A 20,888-nucleotide genomic window follows, 5' to 3' on the forward strand; every position below is an offset into this window, starting at 1 on the left:
AGCGGGAAACTGACTTTAAGATAAGTACTCTATAGACAACTTCGAGACTAGGAGTTAGATAGGTTGGGAGTGTAAGTGAAGTAATTCATTAAGCGGACCAATACTAATAAGTCGGAATCTTAATCAAGAGAAATTACTATGTAGTATTGAGTGTTTAAAAACTCAAAATATAAGTTGGCAAGAAAAGCTACGAGGGTACACCTAGTAACATACCGAACCTAGCAGTTAAGCTCGTAAACGCTGAAAGTACTTGGGGGGCAGCCCTCTGGGAGGATAGGAACTTGCCAACTTTTTTTATTTTTTGAAAAAATAAAAAAAGAAAATATAAAATATTTAGAAATTAAAAAGTTATTATGAAAGAGTTATACAATAATTTATATTTTTTATTAATAGTATTTAATACAAAGTAATAAATGTAAAAATTAAAATAAGATTTAAAAAAATGAATTTATATTTTGATTGAAATATAAAAAATAGAGTAAAAGGATTTATCAAAGTTTGCTAAGTTTTAAAAAATATATAAAGTATAATATAAAAATAAAAATTTTAATATAGATTTGTGATAAAAAATTAATAAATAAAATATTTTAAAAGTAGAAAAAATTAAGATTAAGAAAAAAAAGAACTGAGTAAAACATTTTTTGAAATGTTACTCAGTTTTTTTTATAACTTTAAATTTTTTAATAAAAATTATCTAAGTTAAAGATAGAATTATATTTTATTTATTTTTTGATTTACGAGTTCTTTTTTTAGTAATTTTTTCTTGTTCTTTAGTGAAGTCATCAATTCTTTTATTGAAAGTAGAAGCTGGTTTAAAATTAATTCTATATTTTGTTTCAGTCATAATCATTTCACCAGTTTTAGGATTTCTACCTTCTCTACCTTTTAAAATTCTTTTTTCAAAATTTCCAAATTTTCTTAAAATAACAAGGTCATCTTTTTCCATAGCCACCTTCATAGTTTCCATAAATAATTCTACTTGTTGTGCTGCTACAGAAAAACTTTCAATATTTCCCAATTCTTGATAAAGAGCAACAAAATCTTTCTTTTTCATCATAATATAGTTTTCCTCCCATTAAAAAATAATAAAAAAAATCAAAAAGTATTTTTTTAGAATATAATATCATATTTTAATGAAAAAAAAAAGAGAAAAATTAAAAAAACTTTATAATCATGAGTTTATATGATAAAATAGTAAAAAATATATTCATAAGAAATGAGGAGGGTTAATGATAGGGGCTTTTTTTGATATAGATGGTACTATATGTAGAAATTCACTTTTAACAGAACACTTTAAAAAGATGATTAAATATGAATTAATTGACCCTTTAGTTTATGAAGGAAAAGTTAAAGAAACTTTTAGATTATGGACTGAGAGAGTAGGAGATTATGATGGATATTTATTAACTCTTACAGAAAGTTATGTAAATGCTATGATTGGAATTTCAGAAAAAGATAATGAGTTTGTATCAGAACAGGTAATGAAATTGAAAGGAAATAGAGTTTATAAATATACAAGAGAAAGAATAAAATGGCATAAAGAGCAAGGACATAAAGTAATTTTTATATCTGGAAGTCCTGATTTTCTAGTAAGAAGAATGGCTGAAAAATGGGGAGCTAATGATTATCAAGGTTCGATTTATCATATAAAAGATGGAAAATTTTCTGGTGAAATATCTCCTATGTGGGATTCTAAAAATAAAATTAAAAGTTTAAATAAATTTTGTGAAAAATATGATATTGATTTAGAAAAAAGTTTTGCTTATGGAGATACTAGTGGTGATTATTCAATGTTGAAATCTGTTGGGAATCCTATAGCAATTAATCCATCTAAAGAATTTTTAGATAAAATAAGAAATGATAAAGAAATTGCACAAAAGGTAAAAATAGTAATAGAAAGAAAAGATGTAATATACAAAGTTAATATAAATGTAGAAACTATAGATTAATTTGGGAGGAATAATGGAGGAATTTGTATTTTTAAAACCAAGAAAAATGAAACATCCAGTTAATGGGATGACTTTAGAATACTTAGAGAAGCAAAGTGCAATAGCAGCACTTTTAGTTTCTAATGATGGGAAAAAAGGATATTTTGTAGAACAATTTAGACCTGGCATTAAAGAAAATTCTTTAGAAGTTATAGCAGGACTTATAGATGAAGGTGAAGTACCAGAAGATGCTTTATATAGAGAAGTAAGAGAGGAAGGAGGATATTCTAGGGAAGATTATGATATTATTTATGAGGAAAAGAAACCTTTAGCAATATCTCCTGGATATACTGAAGAAAAATTGAGTTTATATATTTTAAAATTAAAAGATAAAGCAAATCAAAAAGAATTAAAGTTAGATGAAGGAGAAGATTTAACAGGAAAATGGTTTGATTTTGACGAAATTTTAGAGAAATCTCAGGATTTCAAAACTTTTTATTTAGTAAAAATATATAAATATTTAGGAAAATAATGAATAAATTAAAATTACCAGATAGTTTAAAAGATATTGAAGTAGTTATTAATAGAAAAAAAATAAAAAATATAATAATAAAAATAGATGATGAGTGTAAAATAAAAATTTCCTTACCTTTTGGAGTACCAAATAATTATGTAGAAAAAATTATTGAAAAAAGGGAAAAATGGATATTAGAAATAATTAGTCAAAAGAAAAAAATAAAAAATAATTTTGATGAAAATTTTATTTATTTAGGAAAAAGTTATCAAATACAAATAAATAATTCTATGGAAGAATTTTGTCAATTAAAAAATGGAAAATTTTATATAAATATTCAGAAAAATTCTTTTGAAAATAGAAAAAAATTAATTGATAAGTGGATATGTGAAAATTTTTATGATTTAATGATAGAGTTAACTATGACTATAGGAGAAAAAATAGGATATACTCCAATTAAAATAAAATTTAGAGATATGAAAACTAGATGGGGTTCTTGTAATTCTATGAAAAAAAGTATTACCTACAATCATCAGTTGTATAAGAAATCTATTTATTTTATAGAATATGTTGTATTACATGAGTTAGCTCATATTCCATATCCTCATCATCAAAAAACTTTTTGGGAATTTATTGAAAAAATTATGCCTGATTGGAAAGAAAGAAAAAAATTAGGAAATATTTGATAAAATTTTGTTAAAAAAATAAAAATATAATAAAATTGAAAAATTTTATTAGGAGGTTTTATGAAACCTAAAAATATGGGACAAATAAATTTTTTTACTGAAATGTCAGAACATCAAATTTCAGCACAAGAATTTTTTGGAAATGTTTTATTAGAATCAATTAAGAGAAATTTTGGGTTAAAAAAAATAGTTATTTTCTTTTTTGATGTTCAAGGAAAATTTTTATCTTTGATAAATTCAGAAGATACTAAAAAAAATGATACCAAACATCCTTATAAAGAATTTGTATTAATAGATATTATAAGACATATAATATTTCAGGATGCTGTAAGAGATAAATTAACTTATTTTGATGTAACTCCTAGAATATATAAATCAACAGACATTATAAGTAAAAGTGACTATAATAAATCTTCATATGTAGAGTTTTTGGAAAAGAATTTTAATGCACATTATAGTTTAACAGTACCTTTTGGAATAAATGCTTATATTCAAGTAAGTTTTTTTAAATCTTATGATGAGGGAGATTTTTCAGAAGAAGAAACAGAAGAATTAAAAAAGATATATGTATATATAGCAAATTCTTATAAAAATTTTAAGAAATATGAACAAGCTAAAATAATAGCTAATATTCAAAATGAAATAATAGCACGTGGAGAAAAGGCATATTTAATTACAGATGATTTTATGCATATTTTAAGTTATAATGAGCTTGCTAAGGATTATTTAAAAGATATATTTGGAGAAGCTGTTACAGAACAGATAAATAGTGAAATTCCTTGTTATTGGTTACCTTTTTTATTAGGAGATGATATGTCTAATGATGAAAAGGATATTAAGACAAGAATTATAAAAAATTGTATATTTAAAATTTATACATATAATCAAACTTACTCAAATGGAATTGTAGATAAATATCATTGGATAACTATTTCTCAAAAAATACCTATTAAAAAAGAGTTTAGTTCTTCAGAAGATAAATTAACAAAAACAGAGGAAAGAATAGTAGAATTATTACATAAAGGATTAACTTATAAAGAAATATCAAATGAATTAGTAGTAAGTTATCACACAGTGAAAAAGCACATTCAAAATATTTATACAAAATGTGGAGTAAATAGTCGTTTTGAATTATATAAATGGATAGAAGAAAGAGAATAAAAAATAAATAAAAAAGTAAAAATCCTATTAGATTTATCTAATAGGATTTTTTTGATTATTTTTTACTCAAAAAACGAATATAAATTACTCTCTAAAAAACGAATAATTAATATAAGGAATATTCCTTATATTAAAATAGTATCAATGGCTACTTGTGTGTAAAAATAATAGTTGCTAAAATATTATTGACAATGTGTTATTTTATAAAACAATATAAAATACTAGAAAAAATATTTGGGAGGAATATTTGTGCAAGAGGGAATAGTTTTTAATATCCAAAGATTTACAATACATGATGGTCCTGGATTAAGAACAGAACTTTTTTTAAAAGGTTGTCCTTTGAGATGTGATTGGTGTAGTAATCCTGAAAGTTGGAGTATTAATATACAACCAGGAGTTTATAAGAAAAAATGTATCTCTTATAAGAAATGTGCAGAATGTGAGACAGCTTGTCAAGAAAAAAATGTTCTTAAGTTTTATAGAGGAAAACTTATAGAAATAGATAGGGAAAAATGTTCTAATTGTATGAAATGTACTGATGCCTGTCCTTCAGAAGCTATAAAGCAATGGGGTAAAAAGATGTCAGTAGAAGAATGTATGGAAATAATTAGAAAAGATAAAGGATATTATGAACGTTCTGGTGGAGGAGTTACAGTTTCAGGTGGAGACCCTTTAGTTCAAAGTGATTTTGTATTAGAACTTTTTAAAAAATGTAAAGAAGAAAATATTCAGACTTGTTGTGAATCAACATTTTATTCTGATTGGAAAAATATAGAAAAACTATTACCATATACAGATTTAATAATATCAGATATAAAATTTATGGATAGAGAAAAGCATAAACAATATACAGGAGTATATAATGATTTGATTTTAGAAAATTTAAAAAAATTGTCGAAAGAAAAATCAGAAATTATATTGAGAATACCTGTAATACCAAATATAAATGATGATATGGAAAATATAAAATCAACAGCAGATTTTATTTTAAATGAAATGAACAATTCAGTTAGAACTTTACAATTATTAAGTTTTATGAGATTGGGTGAAGAAAAATATACTTCTTTAGGTATTCCTTATAAAATGGAAAATGTAAAAATAAATAGACGAAGTTTTCAAAAAAAAGTAAATGAAATAGCTAAGTATTTTAATGAACGTGGAATTCATTGTTTAGTAGGAACAAAAGAAAAAGAATAAAATAAATTTAAGATAAATAAAATGGAGGTAAATTATGGCAGAGATTCATACAACTGCAAGTGGTGTAGAAAAATTTGATCATATTTATTGTTTAGGATATCAAGTTAATCATGAAGATTGGTCTCCTTTTAAAAGAGTAAATTATTTAAGACAAACTTTTTTAGATCGTTCTTATGATGTTGATGTAGACCGTTTAAGATTAGTTACAGAAGCATATAAAAAACATGAAAAAGAATCTAAAAAATTACAATGTGCATATGCTTTTGAAAATATATTATTAAATACAAAATTATATATTTATCCAGAAGATTTAATTTTAGGGGAAATAGCAGCTCCAGCTAAAGCAGCTCCTATTTATCCAGAATTTTCTGTAGATTGGATAATAGATGAAATATTACATTCTCCTTTTGAAGAACGTGCTCATGACCAATTCTATATAAGAAATGATGAAGAAAGAAAAGAAATTGTAGAATTATGTAGATACTGGCAAGGAAAAACAGTTGAAGATATAATTAACTCAAGATTAGAAGAGGAACAAACTAAAGGGTCACAATTAGGTAAAAAAATATTTCAAACAAATGTTTATCATTATGCAGGAGTAGGACATTTAGCTATTGATTATGGAAAATTAATGAAAGTTGGATATAATGGTTTAATTAATGAAGCTAAAGAAAAATTAAATAAATTAGATAAAAAAGACCCTTATTATGGAGACAAAAGAGATTTTTACAATGCTTTAATAATTATGCATGAAGCTGCTAAAAAATATATATTAAGATATGCAAATCTATCTGAGGAATATGCTAGTAAAGAAGAAAATTTAGTTAGAAAACAAGAATTAGAACAAATGGCTAAAAATTGTTATGAAATAGCAGGAGAACCACCAAAAACTTTTTGGCAAGCTTTACAATTATTTAATATAGCAACAACATTGATTCAAATTGAAGGAAATGGACATTCAATTTCTTACGGACGTATGGACCAATGGTTATATGAATTTTACGAAAAAGATATAAATGAAAAAAGAATTACAAAAGAATTTGCTTTAGAACTTCTTGAAGTTCAATATGTAAAAATGAATAATCCAACAAAATTAAAAGATAAAGGAACAGTAGTAGTTCGTAATGGACGTGGTTTTGGAGGAGAAAGTCTTACTATAGGTGGAGTAGACCGTGATGGAAATGATGTAACAAATGATTTAACAATTTTAATGTTAGAAGCTTCTGCACATACTCGTATGATGAATCCATGGGTTTGTGTACGTATGCATGAAAATACTCCTTATGAATTAAAAGTAAAAACTGTAGAATGTATTCGTGCTGGTTATGGACATCCAAAAATTTTTAATGATACAAGTGCAATAAAAGCCATGTTACGTAAAGGAATGACTTTAGAAGAGGCTAGAGATTATTGTGTAGTGGGATGTGTTGAACCAGATTTACCAGGAAAAGAATATGGATGGCATGATGCTGCTTATGTAAATACAGCAAAAATGATGGAAATGGTAGTAAATGGAGGTCGTTGTTTAGACTGTGGACCACATTGTATGAGATGGGCTAAATGTGGTGCTTTAGGAAAACAATTAGGACCAAACACAGGTTCATTAGAAACATATAAATCTTTTGAAGAAGTATTAGAAAGTGTTGATAAACAATTTGCTTATTGGACTGACCAAATGTGTAGTAGTATGAATATTATAGATTTAGCTCATAGAGAGAGAAAACCATTACCATATGTATCAGCATTTTATGAGGACTGTATAGAGAGTGGTAAAGATTTAACAGAAGGAGGAGCTAAATACAATGGAATAGGGCCACAAGCTAGTGGAATAGCAACTTGTGCTGATAGTTTAGCAACTATTAAACAACTTATGTTCGATGAAAAACGTTTTACAGGAAAAGAATTATTACAAGCTATTAAAGATAACTGGGTAGGACATGAAAAATTATATGCTTTAGTAAATAGTTCAAAAGTTCATCACTATGGAAATGATGATGACTATGCTGATGATTTATTTAAATTTATGTTTGAATGTTATTGTTGTCATATAAGAGGAAGAAAAACTACACGAGGAGGAGAATTTAGTCCTGGAGTTTATTCAGTAAATGCTAATGTTGGAATGGGATTATTTACAAATGCTTCTTTAGATGGAAGAAAAGTAGGAGAAGCAATATCAGATAATATGGGGCCTGTTCATACTGATGGAGGTTCACATGATATAAGTGGACCTACAGCTATAGTAAACTCAGTAGCTAAGGTAGACCATAGTCTTGCAAGTAATGGAACATTATTAAATCTGAGATTCCCTCAAGAAGCAGTAGCAGGAATAGAAGGTAGAGATAACTTAATAAGTTTTATAGAAGAATATATTTCTAAAAAAGGAATGCATGTTCAATTTAATATAATGAGTTCTGCAACAATGAGAGCAGCACAAAAGAAACCAGAATTATATAAAGATATGTTAGTTCGGGTGGCTGGATACAGTGCTTACTTTGTAGAATTAGGAAAACCATTACAAAAAGATTTAATTCAACGTACAGAATTACATTTTTAATATAACTAAGGAGATGGAATATTTATGAAAGATTTTGGATTTAAAATACCTCAAAATATAGAATTTGGAATTGGAAGTTTAAAAAAACTTCCTAAGATTTTAGAAGAAAGTAGATCAAAAAATGTTTTATTAATTTCAGACAGAGGACTTGAGAAATTAGGAGTAGTAGCAAAAGTATCGAATATAATAAAAGAAGCTGGAATAAAATGTACAGAATTTTTAGATGTAGTACCTAATCCAACTGTAGATGTAGTTAATGAAGCAACAGAAATATATAAAAATGTAGAAGCAACAAGTATAATAGCTTTAGGTGGAGGAAGTCCTATGGATGTAGCTAAAGCTGTAGGAGTATTAGCAAATTTTGGTGGAAAAATTACTGATTATGAAGGAAATCATAAAGTTCCAGGAAAAGTAGTTCCAATTATAGCAATACCAACAACAGCAGGAACTGGAAGTGAAGTAACAGCTTCTGCTGTAATAACTGATGAAAGTCGTAATTATAAGTTTTCAGTATTTAGTTATGAAATTTTACCATCATATGCTGTATTAGATCCAGAATTAATAATGACAGCTCCTGCTTCAATAGCTGCTTCTTGTGGAGTAGACGCTTTAATTCATGCTATGGAGGCTTATATATCAAATAATGCTACACCTTTTTCAGATGCAATGGCTGAGAAAGCTATGGAATTAATAGGAAGAAATCTTCGTGCTTTTGTAGCTAATAGACAAAATGTAGATGCAGCATGTGCAATGATGTTAGGTTCTACATTTGCTGGAATTTCTTTTGCTTGGGCAAGATTAGGAAATGTTCATGCAATGAGTCATCCAGTAAGTGCTTATTTCCATGTACCTCATGGAGTAGCAAATTCAATATTACTTCCAACAGTATTTGAATATAATGCTTTAGCTGATAGAGGACGTTATGAAGTGATTTATAACTATATATGTGAAGGAAAAGAAAAAGTTAAAAACTTTAAACCACAAATGTTAGTTGATGAAATAAGAAAATTAAATAATGACTTAGGAATTCCTAAATCATTATCAGAAGTTGGAGTTACGGAAGATATGATACCAGCAATGGCTGAAGATGCTATGAAGAGTGGAAATATTCCAGCTAATCCTCGTCAAACTTCTCTAAAAGAAATTACTGAGTTATATAAAAAAGCTCTATAATTAAAAAGTTAAAAAGGTATATTGAAATAAAAAAGAACTACTGTTTATAAAATTAAGCAGTAGTTCTTTTTATATTGTAAGAGAATACTATTAAATTTATAGTACTTAACAATTCTTATTATTAAATTAAAATTCTAGGAATTTTATTAGATAAGATAGATAAAACTTCACACATATTCATTTTTAAATAATTTCTAGTTGAAGAAAAATCATAATAAAGTTGTACAGAATCATTTATACAAACACTATCATCAACTTCTATTAAAGTAGTATCCATCATAACAGAAATAATTTTAAATTGACGATTATTAATTAAAGCAAATGAACCTTCATTTATTTTTAAAAAACCATCACCATATCCTATTTTAATAATAGCTACTTTTGATAAAGTCATAGGTAGATTTTTTTTTAAATTGTAAGTAAGATATTTTAAAGAAGAAATATCTCTTATATTTATTATTTTTCCTTTTAAAGAAAAAACTTTTTGTAAATTATTTTCAAAAGCTCCTTCTTCATAAAAACCAAAAACAAACATACCAGGTCTTAAATGGGTAGATATTGGAATACTTCCATATCTTGTAATACCTAAACTATTTTGAAGATGTATCATTTGAAAATTATCTTTACCTAATTCTTTTACTATTTCAGTGAAGTTATTTATAATCTTTATTCCATCTTCATATTCAACAGAAAAAAGATGTGTAAAAATTCCAGAAAATTTTAAATTAGATTTAATTATTAAATTTCTTAAAACATCTATATTTTTATAAAAAATTCCGTTTCGTCCAAAACCAAAATCTATTTTTAATTGAATTTGATTTGAAGAAATTCCAGATTTTAAATATAGAGATAAATCTTCTAAAGAATTTGCTGAAATTAAAAGTTGAGAATTACTAATAATTTCTTTTAGATAATTAGATTCTATAGATTCAAAAATTAATATCTTAAAATTTTTATCATAATTTATATGTTTTAAAATTTCTAAAGCTTCAAAAATTCTAGCAACAGCACAAATATTTATTTTATATTTTAAAAGTAATTTAGATATTATTTTTATATCATGTCCATAAGCGTTAGCTTTAATAACAGGAATAATATCTTTATTATATTTAAGTTTTAATAAATTTATATTGTGGATAAAATTTTTTTCTGAAATAAAAATATTCATAATTACTCCAAAATCTATTTAAATTTATTATCAAGCTCTCTATCAGAAAAAGGACCAAACCCTTCACTAACAGTAGGTTTTAAATTTTTTATAAATGTTCCCATTTCATCAGCACTACCTACAATTCTATTAAATATACTTAAATATTCATTTAAAATGGGATTATTTAAATCATAAGGATATCTGATAATATGGTCTATTTCACTCCAAGCTTCTTCAAAAACAGTTCTAACTTGCATTTCAGTATAAACAATATCATCAATTTCTTCAATATAATTTTCTATTAAATAGTGAACAGAACGATAACCATGCTCTCTTATTATTAACTCACAGTTAAGATTAGCTAAAGTTTTCTTCAATAATTCAGTATTATAATCTCCTGGTCTAACATTTACTTGAGGTGTCTCAGCAACATCCCAATTACTTAAAATCTCTTTGTGAACTTCAATCCAATCTTCTTTAAAAAGATGAAGAACTCTGACCCCAATAAGGTCAGTAATAATTTTTTTATAGTTGTTAACATTTATATTTTTTTCATTATATTTTTTACCCTTTCTAATTATTTTTTCTATGAGATGATATGGTTTTTTAACTCTTCTTCTAACTGAATGAACAGCTTTAGAATCTATTAATTCAAAAGTAAATTCATCAGCCTTTTTTTCTAAAAAGGGAATGATTTTAATATAATCATCATAAATTTCCTCTAAATCTTTCCATTGAAGTCCAGTAGCTAAAAAAGTTTCTTCACTAATAGAAAATTCTTTCAGAAATTTATCTTTATTAAGCATTAAATTTCACCTCTTAATTTTTTTAGGTAAATAGTACAAACTTTTCTTTTACCTATAATTTTATCTTCACTAACATCTTTTTCAGAAACAGGAGATTTTAAAATAATTGTTTCTTCAATTAGATTTTTCTTATCTAAATGATGTAAACGTTTAAAAGTAACTTTATCTTGACTATGTAAATAAGATTTATCAACCTCATAATCACACCAAGTTGAAATAGATTCTTTTTTTAATAGAAGTTCAAGGTTAAGTAAATAGAAAATATTTTCTATATCTTCTAATTTATTCATTTGTATTTTTAAATTTTCTTCTTTAGCAGTAGTAAATAATGAGTAGATAGTTTTTATTTTAACAACTTCAGAAATATTATTTAAAATAATTTTTCCAGATAAATTTTTAAAAGAAAATTCCATAGGTATTCCAGAGAATAAAGACTCTAACATTTTTAAAACTACAATAGTTCTTCCAAGAGTAGTGGAAGAAGAAATTTCATAATAGAAGTAATCACTTGTAACTTTAATTGTTTCAGGAGTATCATTTACAATACTAACTCTTAACTTAAAATCTCTACTTTTAATTTCCAAAAGAGAAATATTATTTTCTTTATTAGAAAGAACTCTTATAAAACAATTACTAAAAAATTCTCCTATTTTCATCTCAGCATTTCCAACAATTCCAATATCATCAAAAGAAATATTTTCAGGTAAATTAGTAGAAATTATAGGAAATTTATTAAGAGATAGTGATGAATATTTTTTCTCTAATCCTGTCTCTAAAGAAAATTCATTATTTTCTAATATTATATCTTTAGGAATATATTTTTCTTTTTCTTCTTTTGGATTCTCACTAGAAATATTATCAAATAAAGAAAATTGAATTTCTTTATTTACTTCCTCATCAGAAGTTTCAAACTCTAGAGTATTTTCTATATTATTTTCAAATTCAGAAGTATTGTCTTTTATTTTAGTTTCGATATTTTCTTCTTTTTTTTCTTCAAAAAATAACTTATTTTTTATTTCTTCTGTGAAAGTTGGGGCTTCTACTACAGTTTTTTCAAATAAATTAGATTGAGCTTCAGGAATAATTTCTGTATTTTCTTCTTCAAGATTAATTTCAACATTATTATCTTTTGATATATTTTCAATAGTTTCTTCTTTTATTTCAGATTCTAAAGAATCATCTATATTATTAAAACAATTATAAAGTTTTTTTATAAATTTAGAAGAATCATAATTTAGAACTTTAATATTATATTTTTTTATAAAATCTAAAACTCTAGAGTTTATAATAGGTTCATCTGTAACTAAATATATATCTTTTAGTAAGTTTGGAAAATCTCCAAATATAAATTCTAGTATTTCAAAGAAATCAGAATCTCTTAAATCAAAAGCACAGATAATATTTGTTCTTAGTTTTAAATCATAACGAATACTATTAAAATAATTTTTATAGAAAGGAAGAACTTTTAATTTTTTTAAATCTTGACTTGTAATAATACAAGTATCAATAGAATCTAATTCGCCTAAAGGTTTATAAAGTTTTGTTTTTCCGATAGCAAAGGTATCTTTATCAAATGGAGAAAGTTTTTTTATTCTTTCATTATTATAAAGTAAATTATCATAGTTAATATTAAGAATTGATGAAATTCTATCTTCTTTTATAAGAGATTCAAGGTATTGAATATTCATATCTTTTTCAAAATAAAGAGATTGAATATTTTTAAATATATTTTGTTTTGTAGATACAACTTTATCTACAAAAATTTGAGATACCTCTAATAAAGAATTTTTTTCTATATCATCAATATTTGAAAAATTAAAAGTTTCTATAAGAAAATTAGATAATTCATTTCTACTAGGGTAAGAATCTAAATTTTTATAAAAATTTTCTGTTATTAAATTTATTTTTTTTTCTAGTTTTATATTTTCAAAAAAGTCCATATTTTACCTCTTAAAATTATTCTTTACATAATAAGTATATACTAATTTTCTGAAATTCTCAATTAAAATTTTGAAAAAAAGTGATATAATATAGAAAAAAAGGAGAGTAAAGAATATGTTACATATACTAGGAGAATCACTTTTTTATATAAATATTATATTTGCTCTGATAGTTATTTTCTTTGAAAGAAAGAGACCTATGTATACTTTACTGTGGATAACTCTTCTTTTATTAACTTCATATTTAGGTTTTTTAGCCTATTTATTTTTTGGATTAAAATTTTATAAAAAAAGAAAAGTTACAAAATTTTATTCAAGAACTTTTTTTAAAGAGTTATATCAAACAGATGGATATAAATTAAAACTTGTAGAAAAAAGAAATCAAATGATAAATTATATAAATAATACAGTTGGAAGTAAGGTAACTTATTATAATAATGTTTTTTTTTATAAAGAAGGAAATAGTTTTTTTAAAGATATGTTAGAAGATATAAAAAATGCTAAAGAAAGTATTAATATGGAATTTTTTATTTTTAGTGATGATGAATTTGGAAAAATTATATATGATGAATTAGAAAAAAAATCTCTTGAAGGAGTAAGTGTAAAAATTATAGTAGATGGTGTAGGAACTAGATGTCTAACAAGAGCAAGAAAAAAATCTTTAAAGAAAAATAATATAGAATTGAAAGTATTTTTTCCATCTACTTTTCCTTTTATAAAAATTGGAAATATAAGAGCTAATTATAGAGACCATAGAAAAATATGTATAATAGATAGTCTAATATCATATACAGGTGGATTTAATATAGGAAAAGAATATATAGGAAAGGGAAAATTAGGAAGTTGGAGAGATACTGGAGCTAGAATAGAAGGAGAGGCTTCAATAGATATTGAAAGAGAATTTTATATAAATTGGAGTTTTTTACAAAAAAAACATTTAGATTATGCAGAAACAGATAAAATCCTTAGAAAGAAAATAAACAAAGTTCATGAGAATTTAAAAAAATATGATGTAAATGGGGTACAATTAGTAAGTAGTGGACCGAATTATGAAACAAGAACAATTAGAGATTGTTATATTAGAATGATAATGGAAGCTAAAAGAAGTATCTATATAGAAACTCCATATTTTGTGCCAGATGATTTTCTTTTAGATTGTTTAAGAATGGCTTTAAAATCAGGAGTAGAAGTAAAAATAATTATACCTTTTTATCCAGACCACCCATTTGTACAATGGGCTAATCAGAACTTTTCAATAGAAATGTTAAAAGAGGGAGCAGAAGTATATAAATATAAGGAAGGATTTTTACATAGTAAACTTTTAATAATTGATAATGAAATTCTTTCTTTTGGTAGTGCAAATTTTGATTATAGAAGTCTTTATCAAAATTTTGAAATGAATTGTATAGTTTATGATATAGAATTGATAGGATATTTAAGAGAAGTATTTTTTGAAGATATTTCAAAAAGTGTAAGATTAACTAAAGATAAAATAAATAATAGAGGAAAAATAGAGAAAATAAAAGAAGCAATTTGTAGATTAATGTCCCCAATTATTTAGTTAGGAGGAGATTATGGAATTACAAAAATTAAATGAATTTTTTAGAGAATTTTATGTAGAAAAAAATAGTAAAGAAAAAGTTATAGATTTGCATATACACACTAATTATTCAGATGGATTTATAAGTTGTAAAGCATTAGAACATCATTTAAGAGATAAAAGTTATTTATTAGCAATAACAGATCATAATGCTATTGGTGGAAATATTATGCTTAGAAAAATGGGGATAAATGTAATTCCTGGTATAGAATTAGGTTGTGTTGATGGTTTTGAAATGTTAGTATATTTTAAAACAGAAGATGATTTAATATATTTTTATAAATCTTTTGTTGAACCAAATAAAAATAAATATAGAATGGCAAAAACTCATCAAGATATTCATTATTATTTAAGAGCATTAGAGAATTTTAAATGTTATAAATCTATACCTCATATAGCTGGTCTTGCTCAAAAAAATTTTTTAAAAAATAAGGATTATATTTATAATGTTATTGCTAGAGTTGATGCTATTGAAATACATAATCATGCTCTTCCAAATTTTAGAAATTTAATAGCTGAAGATGTACAAAAGAAATATGAAAAAGAATTAACTTTTGGTAGTGATGCTCATTTTATGGAAGAATTAATAAAATTTTCTAAACGTATAAATCATTTAGAAAAAAATAATTTATTTAGAGAATATTCATCTAAAATAAAATTAATAAGTTGGTTAGGTAGAAAACATTTAGCTTATGGGATAAAAGGAATGTTAGAAAAATAAAAATAGAGACTTGCAATTTTTTATAAATATTGTATAATAGAAAATGGAAAAAGATTCTGTAGCTCAGTTGGATAGAGCGACGCCCTCCTAAGGCGTAGGCCATGCGTTCAATTCGCATCAGAATCGCCATATAAAAAAATTAAACTGGTAGAAATACCAGTTTTTATTTTAGAAAAAATAAAAAATATAATAAAAGTATTTTTTTATAGTGAATTTTATACAAAGATAAAAATAAATAATTAATATTTTTTTAGTAAATAGTATTAAAAAATCAATATTTTTCTTTACAAATCAGCTTAAATATAATATAATTGTATATCAAATATAAATTATAAATTAGTACTAAATTTTAGTAAAAAATAAAAAGGAGAAAACATGAAAAGAGTAATCACTTTACTTTTTTTTATATTTATTTCAGTTTTTAGTTTTTCAGAAGATTATAGGGATATAAATAATATTAAAACTTTAAAAATGTTAGTTAATGAAAAAAATTTTAATAATAATAAGTCAACTGAAAAAACTTATGATATTTTATACAAGTTGCCAAATATGTTAAAGAAAACTATGTTAGAACCTAAAAGTCATAAAGGAGAAATTTTTATATATAAAGATAATAAGAAAATAGTATATTTACCAATATTTAACCAGCTAATAGAAGAAAATAATGTAGAAGAGGAAAATTATATTGTAGATACAATAACTTTTTTTCAAAAAAAATATAAAAATGATTCTGAATTTAAAAAAATATATAATACTAAAAATAAATTTCAAGTGAAAAAAGAAAATTTAAATTTAAATATTTTAAAAATGGAAAACATAGAAGGATATAGATTACCTGTTGAGATAAAAATTTATGATAAAGATATTTTAATAGCTCATTTAAAATTATCAAATATAACAATAAATAAAAATATTTCTGAAAGTGAGTTTAAAATTTAATGACAGAATTTATAAAGGTAGAAGGAATAATTATTAAAAAGAAAGATATAAATGATTCAGATAGATTACTTACAGTATTCACTAACTCATTAGGAAAACAAAATATTATTTATAAGGGAATAAACAAAAGTAAAAAAAGGGATAAAAATGCTTCAGATATTTTAAGCTATTCTAAATTTATTCTCTATAAAAAAGGTGAAAATTATATTGGGAGTAATATAGACTTAATAGAAAATTTTGAAAATATCAAAAAAGATATGGAAAAAATAGGAATTTCATTATATATATGTTTTATTTTAATAGAAGTTTTAAGATTTGGAGAAAGAAATAGTAAGCTTTATGATTTGTCTTTAAATAGTTTAAAATATATTAATAAGGAAACTGAGAAAGAAAAATACTATTTATTGCTAGTATATTATCTTTATAAAATTTTAGTAGAAGAAGGATTAAATTTTAATTTAGAAGAAGGTAAATATTTTTCTATTAAAGAGGCTTATTTTGGAAAAAAATTAAAAGAGGATAGTATTTTTTTAAATGATTTTCAAGTAAATATAATTCAAAAAATTTATTATGGAAAAATTAAAGAATTATTAAAAGAAAAATTGAAAGTAGAAGATATAAAGAGTGTACTTGAATTATTTGAAAATTATTTTAATTATCATTTGGAAGAAAATTTAAATTTTAAGAGATATATTTGGGAGGAAAAAGAATGATAGATATAGTTAGAATAACAGACTATATGAAAGAAGATTTAATTGAACTTCAATTAAAAGGGAAAACCAAAGACAGCATATTAGATGAACTAGCAAGTTTATTAACAAAATCACCAAATATTACTACAGATAAAGAAAATATAAAAAAAGCTTTATTTGAAAGAGAAGAGCTTGGTAGTACAGGGATAGGCAAAGGAATAGCTATTCCTCATGCAAAAACTGAAAATGCTGAGCATTTAACAATTGCTTTTGGAATTAGTAAAGAGAAAATAGACTATAATGCTATTGATGAAGAACCTGTAAGAATATTTTTTACTTTTGCTTCCCCTTTAAAAGACAATAGAATATATTTAAAAGTTTTAGCAAGAATTTCAAGATTAATAAGGAGTGAAAATTTTAGAACTAAATTATTAAATTGCAAAACTCCGACAGAAGTAATAAAATGCATCTCAGAAGAAGAAGCTATTTAAAAGGAGGATTATATGAAATGTCCATTTTGTAATAGTGGTGATACAAAAGTTGTAGATAGTAGGGAATTTATAAATGGAAATTCTATCAAAAGAAGAAGAGAGTGTTTGGTTTGTAAAAAAAGATTTACAACTTATGAAAAAATAGAAGAGAGAGCTCTTTATGTAATAAAAAAAGATAATAGTAGGGAAAAATTTGATAGAAATAAAATAATAAGAGGATTGACTATAGCAACAAGTAAGAGAAATATTAGTAGAGATGAAATAGAAGAATTTGTTTTAAAAATTGAGAGAAAATTACAAAATTCTTTAGAAAGTGAAATTAGTACTAAGTATGTAGGTGAACTTGTAATGGAAGAATTAAAAAAATTAGATGAAGTTGCCTATGTAAGATTTGTATCTGTATATAAAGAATTTAAGAACATAAAGGATTTTATAGAAATAATAGAAGATATTAAAGGAAATAAATAGGAGGTAAATAAAAATATATGAGAATCTTATTTATGGGAACTCCAGAATTTGCAGTACCAAGTTTGGATGTTTTAGTAAAGTATCATGAAGTAATAGGAATTTTTACTAAAGTTGATAAAATAAATAAAAGAGGAAAAAAAATAGAATACTTACCTGTAAAACAATATGCAATAGATAAAAATATTCCTATATATCAACCAGAATCTTTAAAAACAAAAGAAATTCAAAATATTATAAAGGAACTAAATCCAGAATTAATTGTAGTAGTGGCTTATGGAAAAATAATTCCAAAAGAGATAATAGAAATTCCTAAATATGGAATTATAAATGTTCATTCTTCTTTACTTCCAAAATTTAGAGGAGCAGCCCCTATAAATGCTGCTTTAATAGAAGGAGAAGAAAAATCAGGAGTAACTATAATGTATATTGCTGAAGGATTAGATACAGGAGATATTATATTATCAAAAGCAACAGAAATTACAGAAGAAGATGACTTTTTATCTTTGCATGATAGATTAAAAGAGATAGGAGCTGAAGTTTTAAAAGAGGCTGTAGATTTAATAGGAAAAGGTCAAAATGAAAGAATACCTCAAGATGAGGAAAAAGCGACTTTTGTAAAACCATTCAAAAAAGAAGATTTAAAAATAGATTGGAATAATTCAAAAGAAAAAATATTTAATTTTGTAAGGGGGCTTAGTCCTATTCCTTGTTCATGGACTTACCATGAAGATAAAATATTAAAAGTATATCAAGTAAAAAAACAAGATAAAATTTATGAAAATGGAGAAATAGGGGAAGTAGTAGATAAAGTAAAAGGAAAAGGACCAGTTGTAAAAGTAAAAAATGGTTCTATAATAATTACAAGTGCAAAACCTGAAAGTAAAAAAATATTATCAGGAGCTGACCTTTTAAATGGTAATTTTGTAAAAATAGGCGATATATTAAAATAGGAGTTGACTTATTTATGACTATACTAGATGGAAAAAAACACTCAGAAGAAATATTAAATGATATAAAAAATCAAGTTGAAGAGTTAGAAAAAATAGGAAAAAGAAAGCCAGGACTTGCTGTAATAATAGTTGGAGAAAATCCTGCTTCAAAAATATATGTAAATTCAAAAGTAAAAGCTTGTGAAAAAGTTGGGATATATAGTGAAAAAATCACTTTACCAGAAAATATTACACAAGAAGAAATTTTAAAAGAGATAGATAAATTAAATAATAGTGAGAAAATAGACGGTATTTTAGTACAATTACCTTTACCAAAACATTTAGACGAAGAGAAAATTTGTAATGCTATATCTACAAAAAAAGATGTAGATGGCTTTAAGGCAGAAAATTTAGGGAAATTAGTTTTAGGAAAAGAAGAAGGATTAGTTCCTTGTACTCCACAAGGTATTATGTATCTTTTAGACACTATTAAAGACATAAATTTATATGGAATGAATGCTGTAGTTATAGGAAGAAGTAACATAGTTGGAAAACCTATAGCATCTTTTCTTATAAATAGAGGGGCAACAACAGTAGTTTGTAATAGTAAAACTAAAAATATAGAAGAAATTATAAAAGAAGCAGATATTATTATTGCTGCTTTGGGTAAAGCAAAATTTGTAACAGAAAATATGGTAAAAGAGGGTGCTATTGTTATAGATGTAGGAATTAATAGAATAGACGGAAAATTATATGGAGATGTAGATTTTGAAAATGTTTCAAAAAAATCTTCATATATAACTCCTGTACCAGGTGGAGTAGGGCCAATGACTATAGCAATGCTTTTAAATAATACTATAAAAGCTTATAAAGGAAAGGGGGTATAAAATGGCTAGACCAGGAAGACCAAAAAAAAATCAAACTATTGAAGAAAAAAATATTGAAATAAGAGAAAATAAAAAAAATAAATTAAATAAAAAAGAAAAAAGTATTGATGAAAAAATAAAAGAAGTTCAAAAAGCTGATAAGAAAGAATATTATATAGTTGATAAAAGAATATTACCAAGTTCTATAAAGAATGTACTTTTAGTAAATGATTTAGTACAAAATGAAAAAATGTCAAAATATGAAGCTATAAAAAAAGTAGGGCTTAGTAGAAGTACTTATTATAAATATAAAGATTATATAAAACCATTCTTTGAGGGGGGACAAGAAAAAGTCTTTAGTATTCATTTAGCTTTAAGAGATGAACCAGGGATACTTGCTAGAATTTTAGATGTAATAGCAAGTCATGATATGAATATATTAACAATAATCCAAAATATTTCTATTGATGGTATTGGAAGAGCTACCATATCTGTTCAAACTAATCAAGATACTTTAAGAAAAGTTGAGGGAGTATTAGAATTAATAAGTGAAATAGATGGAGTAAAAGAATTAAGAATAATAGGAAGTAATTAAGGAGATATAATGGAAAATATAAGTTTAGAATTAATAGAAATGTTGGCAAAAAAAATGAATGAAAGAGAATTAAATGAAATTACTTTAGAAAAAGGTGATGAAAAAATTACTTTAAAAAAAGAAATAAAATATATAACTAAAGAAGTTATAAATGATAAACCAATTTCTAAAGAAAAAAAGGGAAATGTTGTTTCAACAAAAACTTCTGAAGAAAAAGCAAAAGGAAATATAGTAATAGCTCCAATGTCAGGAACATTTTATAGATCACCAGCTCCTGGAGAGCCTCATTTCGTACAAGAAGGAGATGAAGTAAATAGTGGTGATGTTGTATGTATTATAGAGGCTATGAAAATGATGAATGATGTAATTTGTAAGTATTCAGGAAAAGTAGTAAAAATTTTAGTAGAAAATGGAGAGATTGTACAAAAAGGAGATAAACTTTTTGTTATAGAATAGCTCTAAATTAATTTTAAGGAAG

Annotated in this window: 21 protein-coding genes, 1 tRNA gene and 2 rRNA genes; 20 read left to right on the forward strand and 4 right to left on the reverse strand. The window is 24.4% G+C overall.

Annotated elements, in window-relative coordinates:
- Both T364_RS0106225 and rrf read left to right on the forward strand, forming a co-directional pair.
- Positions 1 to 127, forward strand: a 23S ribosomal RNA gene (locus tag T364_RS0106225); the annotation flags it as partial.
- A gap of 46 nt (positions 128 to 173) precedes the next feature.
- A 5S ribosomal RNA gene (gene rrf, locus T364_RS0106230) occupies positions 174 to 290 on the forward strand.
- 428 nt (positions 291 to 718) lie between these two features.
- Here the strand turns inward: rrf and T364_RS10590 are convergent.
- The gene (locus tag T364_RS10590) at positions 719 to 1,057 is read right to left on the reverse strand and encodes an HU family DNA-binding protein (RefSeq protein ID WP_051532672.1); all 339 of its coding nucleotides are present in this window, start codon (positions 1,055 to 1,057) and stop codon (positions 719 to 721) included.
- Between the two features lie 172 nt (positions 1,058 to 1,229).
- On the opposite strand from T364_RS10590, the gene T364_RS0106240 reads away from it, so the two are divergent.
- From T364_RS0106240 to T364_RS0106270, 7 genes are all read left to right on the forward strand, one after another.
- Complete coding sequence (locus tag T364_RS0106240) at positions 1,230 to 1,949, forward strand: HAD family hydrolase (RefSeq protein WP_027128817.1); 720 nt, start codon at positions 1,230 to 1,232, stop codon at positions 1,947 to 1,949.
- 13 nt (positions 1,950 to 1,962) lie between these two features.
- Positions 1,963 to 2,460, forward strand: a complete 498-nt coding sequence (locus tag T364_RS0106245; RefSeq protein ID WP_027128818.1) for an NUDIX hydrolase — start codon at positions 1,963 to 1,965, stop codon at positions 2,458 to 2,460.
- On the forward strand, positions 2,460 to 3,128 hold the full coding sequence (locus tag T364_RS0106250) for a M48 family metallopeptidase (RefSeq protein WP_027128819.1): 669 nt from the start codon (positions 2,460 to 2,462) through the stop codon (positions 3,126 to 3,128). The genes T364_RS0106245 and T364_RS0106250 overlap by 1 nt, the downstream gene beginning before the upstream one ends.
- A 60-nt stretch (positions 3,129 to 3,188) precedes the next feature.
- A complete protein-coding gene (locus tag T364_RS0106255) occupies positions 3,189 to 4,289 on the forward strand; it encodes a response regulator transcription factor (RefSeq protein ID WP_027128820.1) in 1,101 nt (366 codons plus the stop codon).
- A gap of 249 nt (positions 4,290 to 4,538) precedes the next feature.
- Positions 4,539 to 5,486, forward strand: a complete 948-nt coding sequence (gene hpfH / locus T364_RS0106260) for a (2S)-3-sulfopropanediol dehydratase activating enzyme (RefSeq protein WP_035945468.1) — start codon at positions 4,539 to 4,541, stop codon at positions 5,484 to 5,486.
- Between the two features lie 34 nt (positions 5,487 to 5,520).
- Positions 5,521 to 8,040: a (2S)-3-sulfopropanediol dehydratase gene (gene hpfG, locus T364_RS0106265; protein ID WP_027128822.1), complete on the forward strand. Its 2,520-nt coding sequence runs from the start codon at positions 5,521 to 5,523 to the stop codon at positions 8,038 to 8,040.
- Positions 8,041 to 8,064: 24 nt separating this feature from the next.
- Positions 8,065 to 9,213 carry an iron-containing alcohol dehydrogenase gene (locus T364_RS0106270; protein WP_027128823.1) on the forward strand — a complete coding sequence of 383 codons (1,149 nt, stop codon included), beginning with the start codon at positions 8,065 to 8,067 and terminating at the stop codon, positions 9,211 to 9,213.
- Between the two features lie 121 nt (positions 9,214 to 9,334).
- On the opposite strand, the gene T364_RS0106275 is transcribed toward T364_RS0106270, so the two are convergent.
- Genes T364_RS0106275 through T364_RS0106285 form a run of 3 tightly spaced genes read right to left on the reverse strand, consistent with a single transcriptional unit; the run spans position 9,335 to position 13,109 of the window.
- Positions 9,335 to 10,381 carry an alanine racemase gene (locus T364_RS0106275; protein ID WP_027128824.1) on the reverse strand — a complete coding sequence of 349 codons (1,047 nt, stop codon included), beginning with the start codon at positions 10,379 to 10,381 and terminating at the stop codon, positions 9,335 to 9,337.
- A gap of 14 nt (positions 10,382 to 10,395) precedes the next feature.
- Complete coding sequence (locus T364_RS0106280) at positions 10,396 to 11,169, reverse strand: RelA/SpoT domain-containing protein (RefSeq protein WP_027128825.1); 774 nt, start codon at positions 11,167 to 11,169, stop codon at positions 10,396 to 10,398.
- Positions 11,169 to 13,109, reverse strand: coding sequence for an SIR2 family protein (locus T364_RS0106285; RefSeq protein ID WP_027128826.1), 1,941 nt, complete (start codon positions 13,107 to 13,109; stop codon positions 11,169 to 11,171). Before T364_RS0106285 ends, T364_RS0106280 begins: the two co-directional genes overlap by 1 nt.
- Positions 13,110 to 13,224: 115 nt before the next feature.
- Here T364_RS0106285 and cls point away from each other — a divergent pair, with 115 nt between their 5' ends.
- The 11 genes from cls (at position 13,225) to accB (ending at position 20,866) form a co-directional block, all read left to right on the forward strand.
- Positions 13,225 to 14,670 (forward strand): cardiolipin synthase, encoded by a 1,446-nt coding sequence (gene cls, locus T364_RS0106290; protein WP_027128827.1) that lies wholly within the window; start codon positions 13,225 to 13,227, stop codon positions 14,668 to 14,670.
- Positions 14,671 to 14,683: 13 nt separating this feature from the next.
- Positions 14,684 to 15,430 (forward strand): PHP domain-containing protein, encoded by a 747-nt coding sequence (locus tag T364_RS0106295; protein WP_245596641.1) that lies wholly within the window; start codon positions 14,684 to 14,686, stop codon positions 15,428 to 15,430.
- A 52-nt stretch (positions 15,431 to 15,482) separates the two neighbouring features.
- Positions 15,483 to 15,559 (forward strand) — tRNA-Arg (locus T364_RS0106300).
- Between the two features lie 246 nt (positions 15,560 to 15,805).
- On the forward strand, positions 15,806 to 16,369 hold the full coding sequence (locus tag T364_RS0106305; RefSeq protein WP_027128829.1) for a hypothetical protein: 564 nt from the start codon (positions 15,806 to 15,808) through the stop codon (positions 16,367 to 16,369).
- Positions 16,369 to 17,082, forward strand: coding sequence for a DNA repair protein RecO (gene recO, locus T364_RS0106310; protein WP_027128830.1), 714 nt, complete (start codon positions 16,369 to 16,371; stop codon positions 17,080 to 17,082). Before T364_RS0106305 ends, recO begins: the two co-directional genes overlap by 1 nt.
- Positions 17,079 to 17,552 (forward strand): PTS sugar transporter subunit IIA, encoded by a 474-nt coding sequence (locus tag T364_RS0106315; protein WP_027128831.1) that lies wholly within the window; start codon positions 17,079 to 17,081, stop codon positions 17,550 to 17,552. Before recO ends, T364_RS0106315 begins: the two co-directional genes overlap by 4 nt.
- 12 nt (positions 17,553 to 17,564) lie before the next feature.
- Positions 17,565 to 18,020, forward strand: coding sequence for a transcriptional regulator NrdR (nrdR, locus tag T364_RS0106320; RefSeq protein WP_027128832.1), 456 nt, complete (start codon positions 17,565 to 17,567; stop codon positions 18,018 to 18,020).
- 17 nt (positions 18,021 to 18,037) lie between these two features.
- The gene (gene fmt, locus T364_RS0106325) at positions 18,038 to 18,970 is read left to right on the forward strand and encodes a methionyl-tRNA formyltransferase (RefSeq protein WP_027128833.1); all 933 of its coding nucleotides are present in this window, start codon (positions 18,038 to 18,040) and stop codon (positions 18,968 to 18,970) included.
- A 14-nt stretch (positions 18,971 to 18,984) separates the two neighbouring features.
- The gene (gene folD, locus T364_RS0106330; protein WP_027128834.1) at positions 18,985 to 19,836 is read left to right on the forward strand and encodes a bifunctional methylenetetrahydrofolate dehydrogenase/methenyltetrahydrofolate cyclohydrolase FolD; all 852 of its coding nucleotides are present in this window, start codon (positions 18,985 to 18,987) and stop codon (positions 19,834 to 19,836) included.
- 103 nt (positions 19,837 to 19,939) lie between these two features.
- On the forward strand, positions 19,940 to 20,410 hold the full coding sequence (locus T364_RS0106335; protein ID WP_027128835.1) for an ACT domain-containing protein: 471 nt from the start codon (positions 19,940 to 19,942) through the stop codon (positions 20,408 to 20,410).
- A 9-nt stretch (positions 20,411 to 20,419) separates the two neighbouring features.
- Complete coding sequence (gene accB, locus T364_RS0106340) at positions 20,420 to 20,866, forward strand: acetyl-CoA carboxylase biotin carboxyl carrier protein (RefSeq protein ID WP_027128836.1); 447 nt, start codon at positions 20,420 to 20,422, stop codon at positions 20,864 to 20,866.
- Positions 20,867 to 20,888: the final 22 nt, after the last annotated feature.

This window comes from Fusobacterium perfoetens ATCC 29250, from assembly GCF_000622245.1.
Lineage (GTDB): Bacteria > Fusobacteriota > Fusobacteriia > Fusobacteriales > Fusobacteriaceae > Fusobacterium_B > Fusobacterium_B perfoetens.

Coding starts and splice junctions, on each gene's coding strand:
- T364_RS0106255 (WP_027128820.1), top strand. CDS start 3,189: ATGAAACCTAAAAATATGGGACAAATAAATTTTTTTACTGAAATGTCA.
- T364_RS0106280 (WP_027128825.1), bottom strand. CDS start 11,169: ATGCTTAATAAAGATAAATTTCTGAAAGAATTTTCTATTAGTGAAGAA.
- fmt (WP_027128833.1), top strand. CDS start 18,038: ATGAGAATCTTATTTATGGGAACTCCAGAATTTGCAGTACCAAGTTTG.
- T364_RS0106250 (WP_027128819.1), top strand. CDS start 2,460: ATGAATAAATTAAAATTACCAGATAGTTTAAAAGATATTGAAGTAGTT.
- T364_RS0106305 (WP_027128829.1), top strand. CDS start 15,806: ATGAAAAGAGTAATCACTTTACTTTTTTTTATATTTATTTCAGTTTTT.
- accB (WP_027128836.1), top strand. CDS start 20,420: ATGGAAAATATAAGTTTAGAATTAATAGAAATGTTGGCAAAAAAAATG.
- T364_RS0106270 (WP_027128823.1), top strand. CDS start 8,065: ATGAAAGATTTTGGATTTAAAATACCTCAAAATATAGAATTTGGAATT.
- T364_RS0106295 (WP_245596641.1), top strand. CDS start 14,684: ATGGAATTACAAAAATTAAATGAATTTTTTAGAGAATTTTATGTAGAA.
- T364_RS10590 (WP_051532672.1), bottom strand. CDS start 1,057: ATGATGAAAAAGAAAGATTTTGTTGCTCTTTATCAAGAATTGGGAAAT.
- recO (WP_027128830.1), top strand. CDS start 16,369: ATGACAGAATTTATAAAGGTAGAAGGAATAATTATTAAAAAGAAAGAT.
- T364_RS0106240 (WP_027128817.1), top strand. CDS start 1,230: ATGATAGGGGCTTTTTTTGATATAGATGGTACTATATGTAGAAATTCA.
- hpfG (WP_027128822.1), top strand. CDS start 5,521: ATGGCAGAGATTCATACAACTGCAAGTGGTGTAGAAAAATTTGATCAT.
- T364_RS0106275 (WP_027128824.1), bottom strand. CDS start 10,381: ATGAATATTTTTATTTCAGAAAAAAATTTTATCCACAATATAAATTTA.
- cls (WP_027128827.1), top strand. CDS start 13,225: ATGTTACATATACTAGGAGAATCACTTTTTTATATAAATATTATATTT.
- folD (WP_027128834.1), top strand. CDS start 18,985: ATGACTATACTAGATGGAAAAAAACACTCAGAAGAAATATTAAATGAT.
- nrdR (WP_027128832.1), top strand. CDS start 17,565: ATGAAATGTCCATTTTGTAATAGTGGTGATACAAAAGTTGTAGATAGT.
- T364_RS0106245 (WP_027128818.1), top strand. CDS start 1,963: ATGGAGGAATTTGTATTTTTAAAACCAAGAAAAATGAAACATCCAGTT.
- T364_RS0106285 (WP_027128826.1), bottom strand. CDS start 13,109: ATGGACTTTTTTGAAAATATAAAACTAGAAAAAAAAATAAATTTAATA.
- T364_RS0106315 (WP_027128831.1), top strand. CDS start 17,079: ATGATAGATATAGTTAGAATAACAGACTATATGAAAGAAGATTTAATT.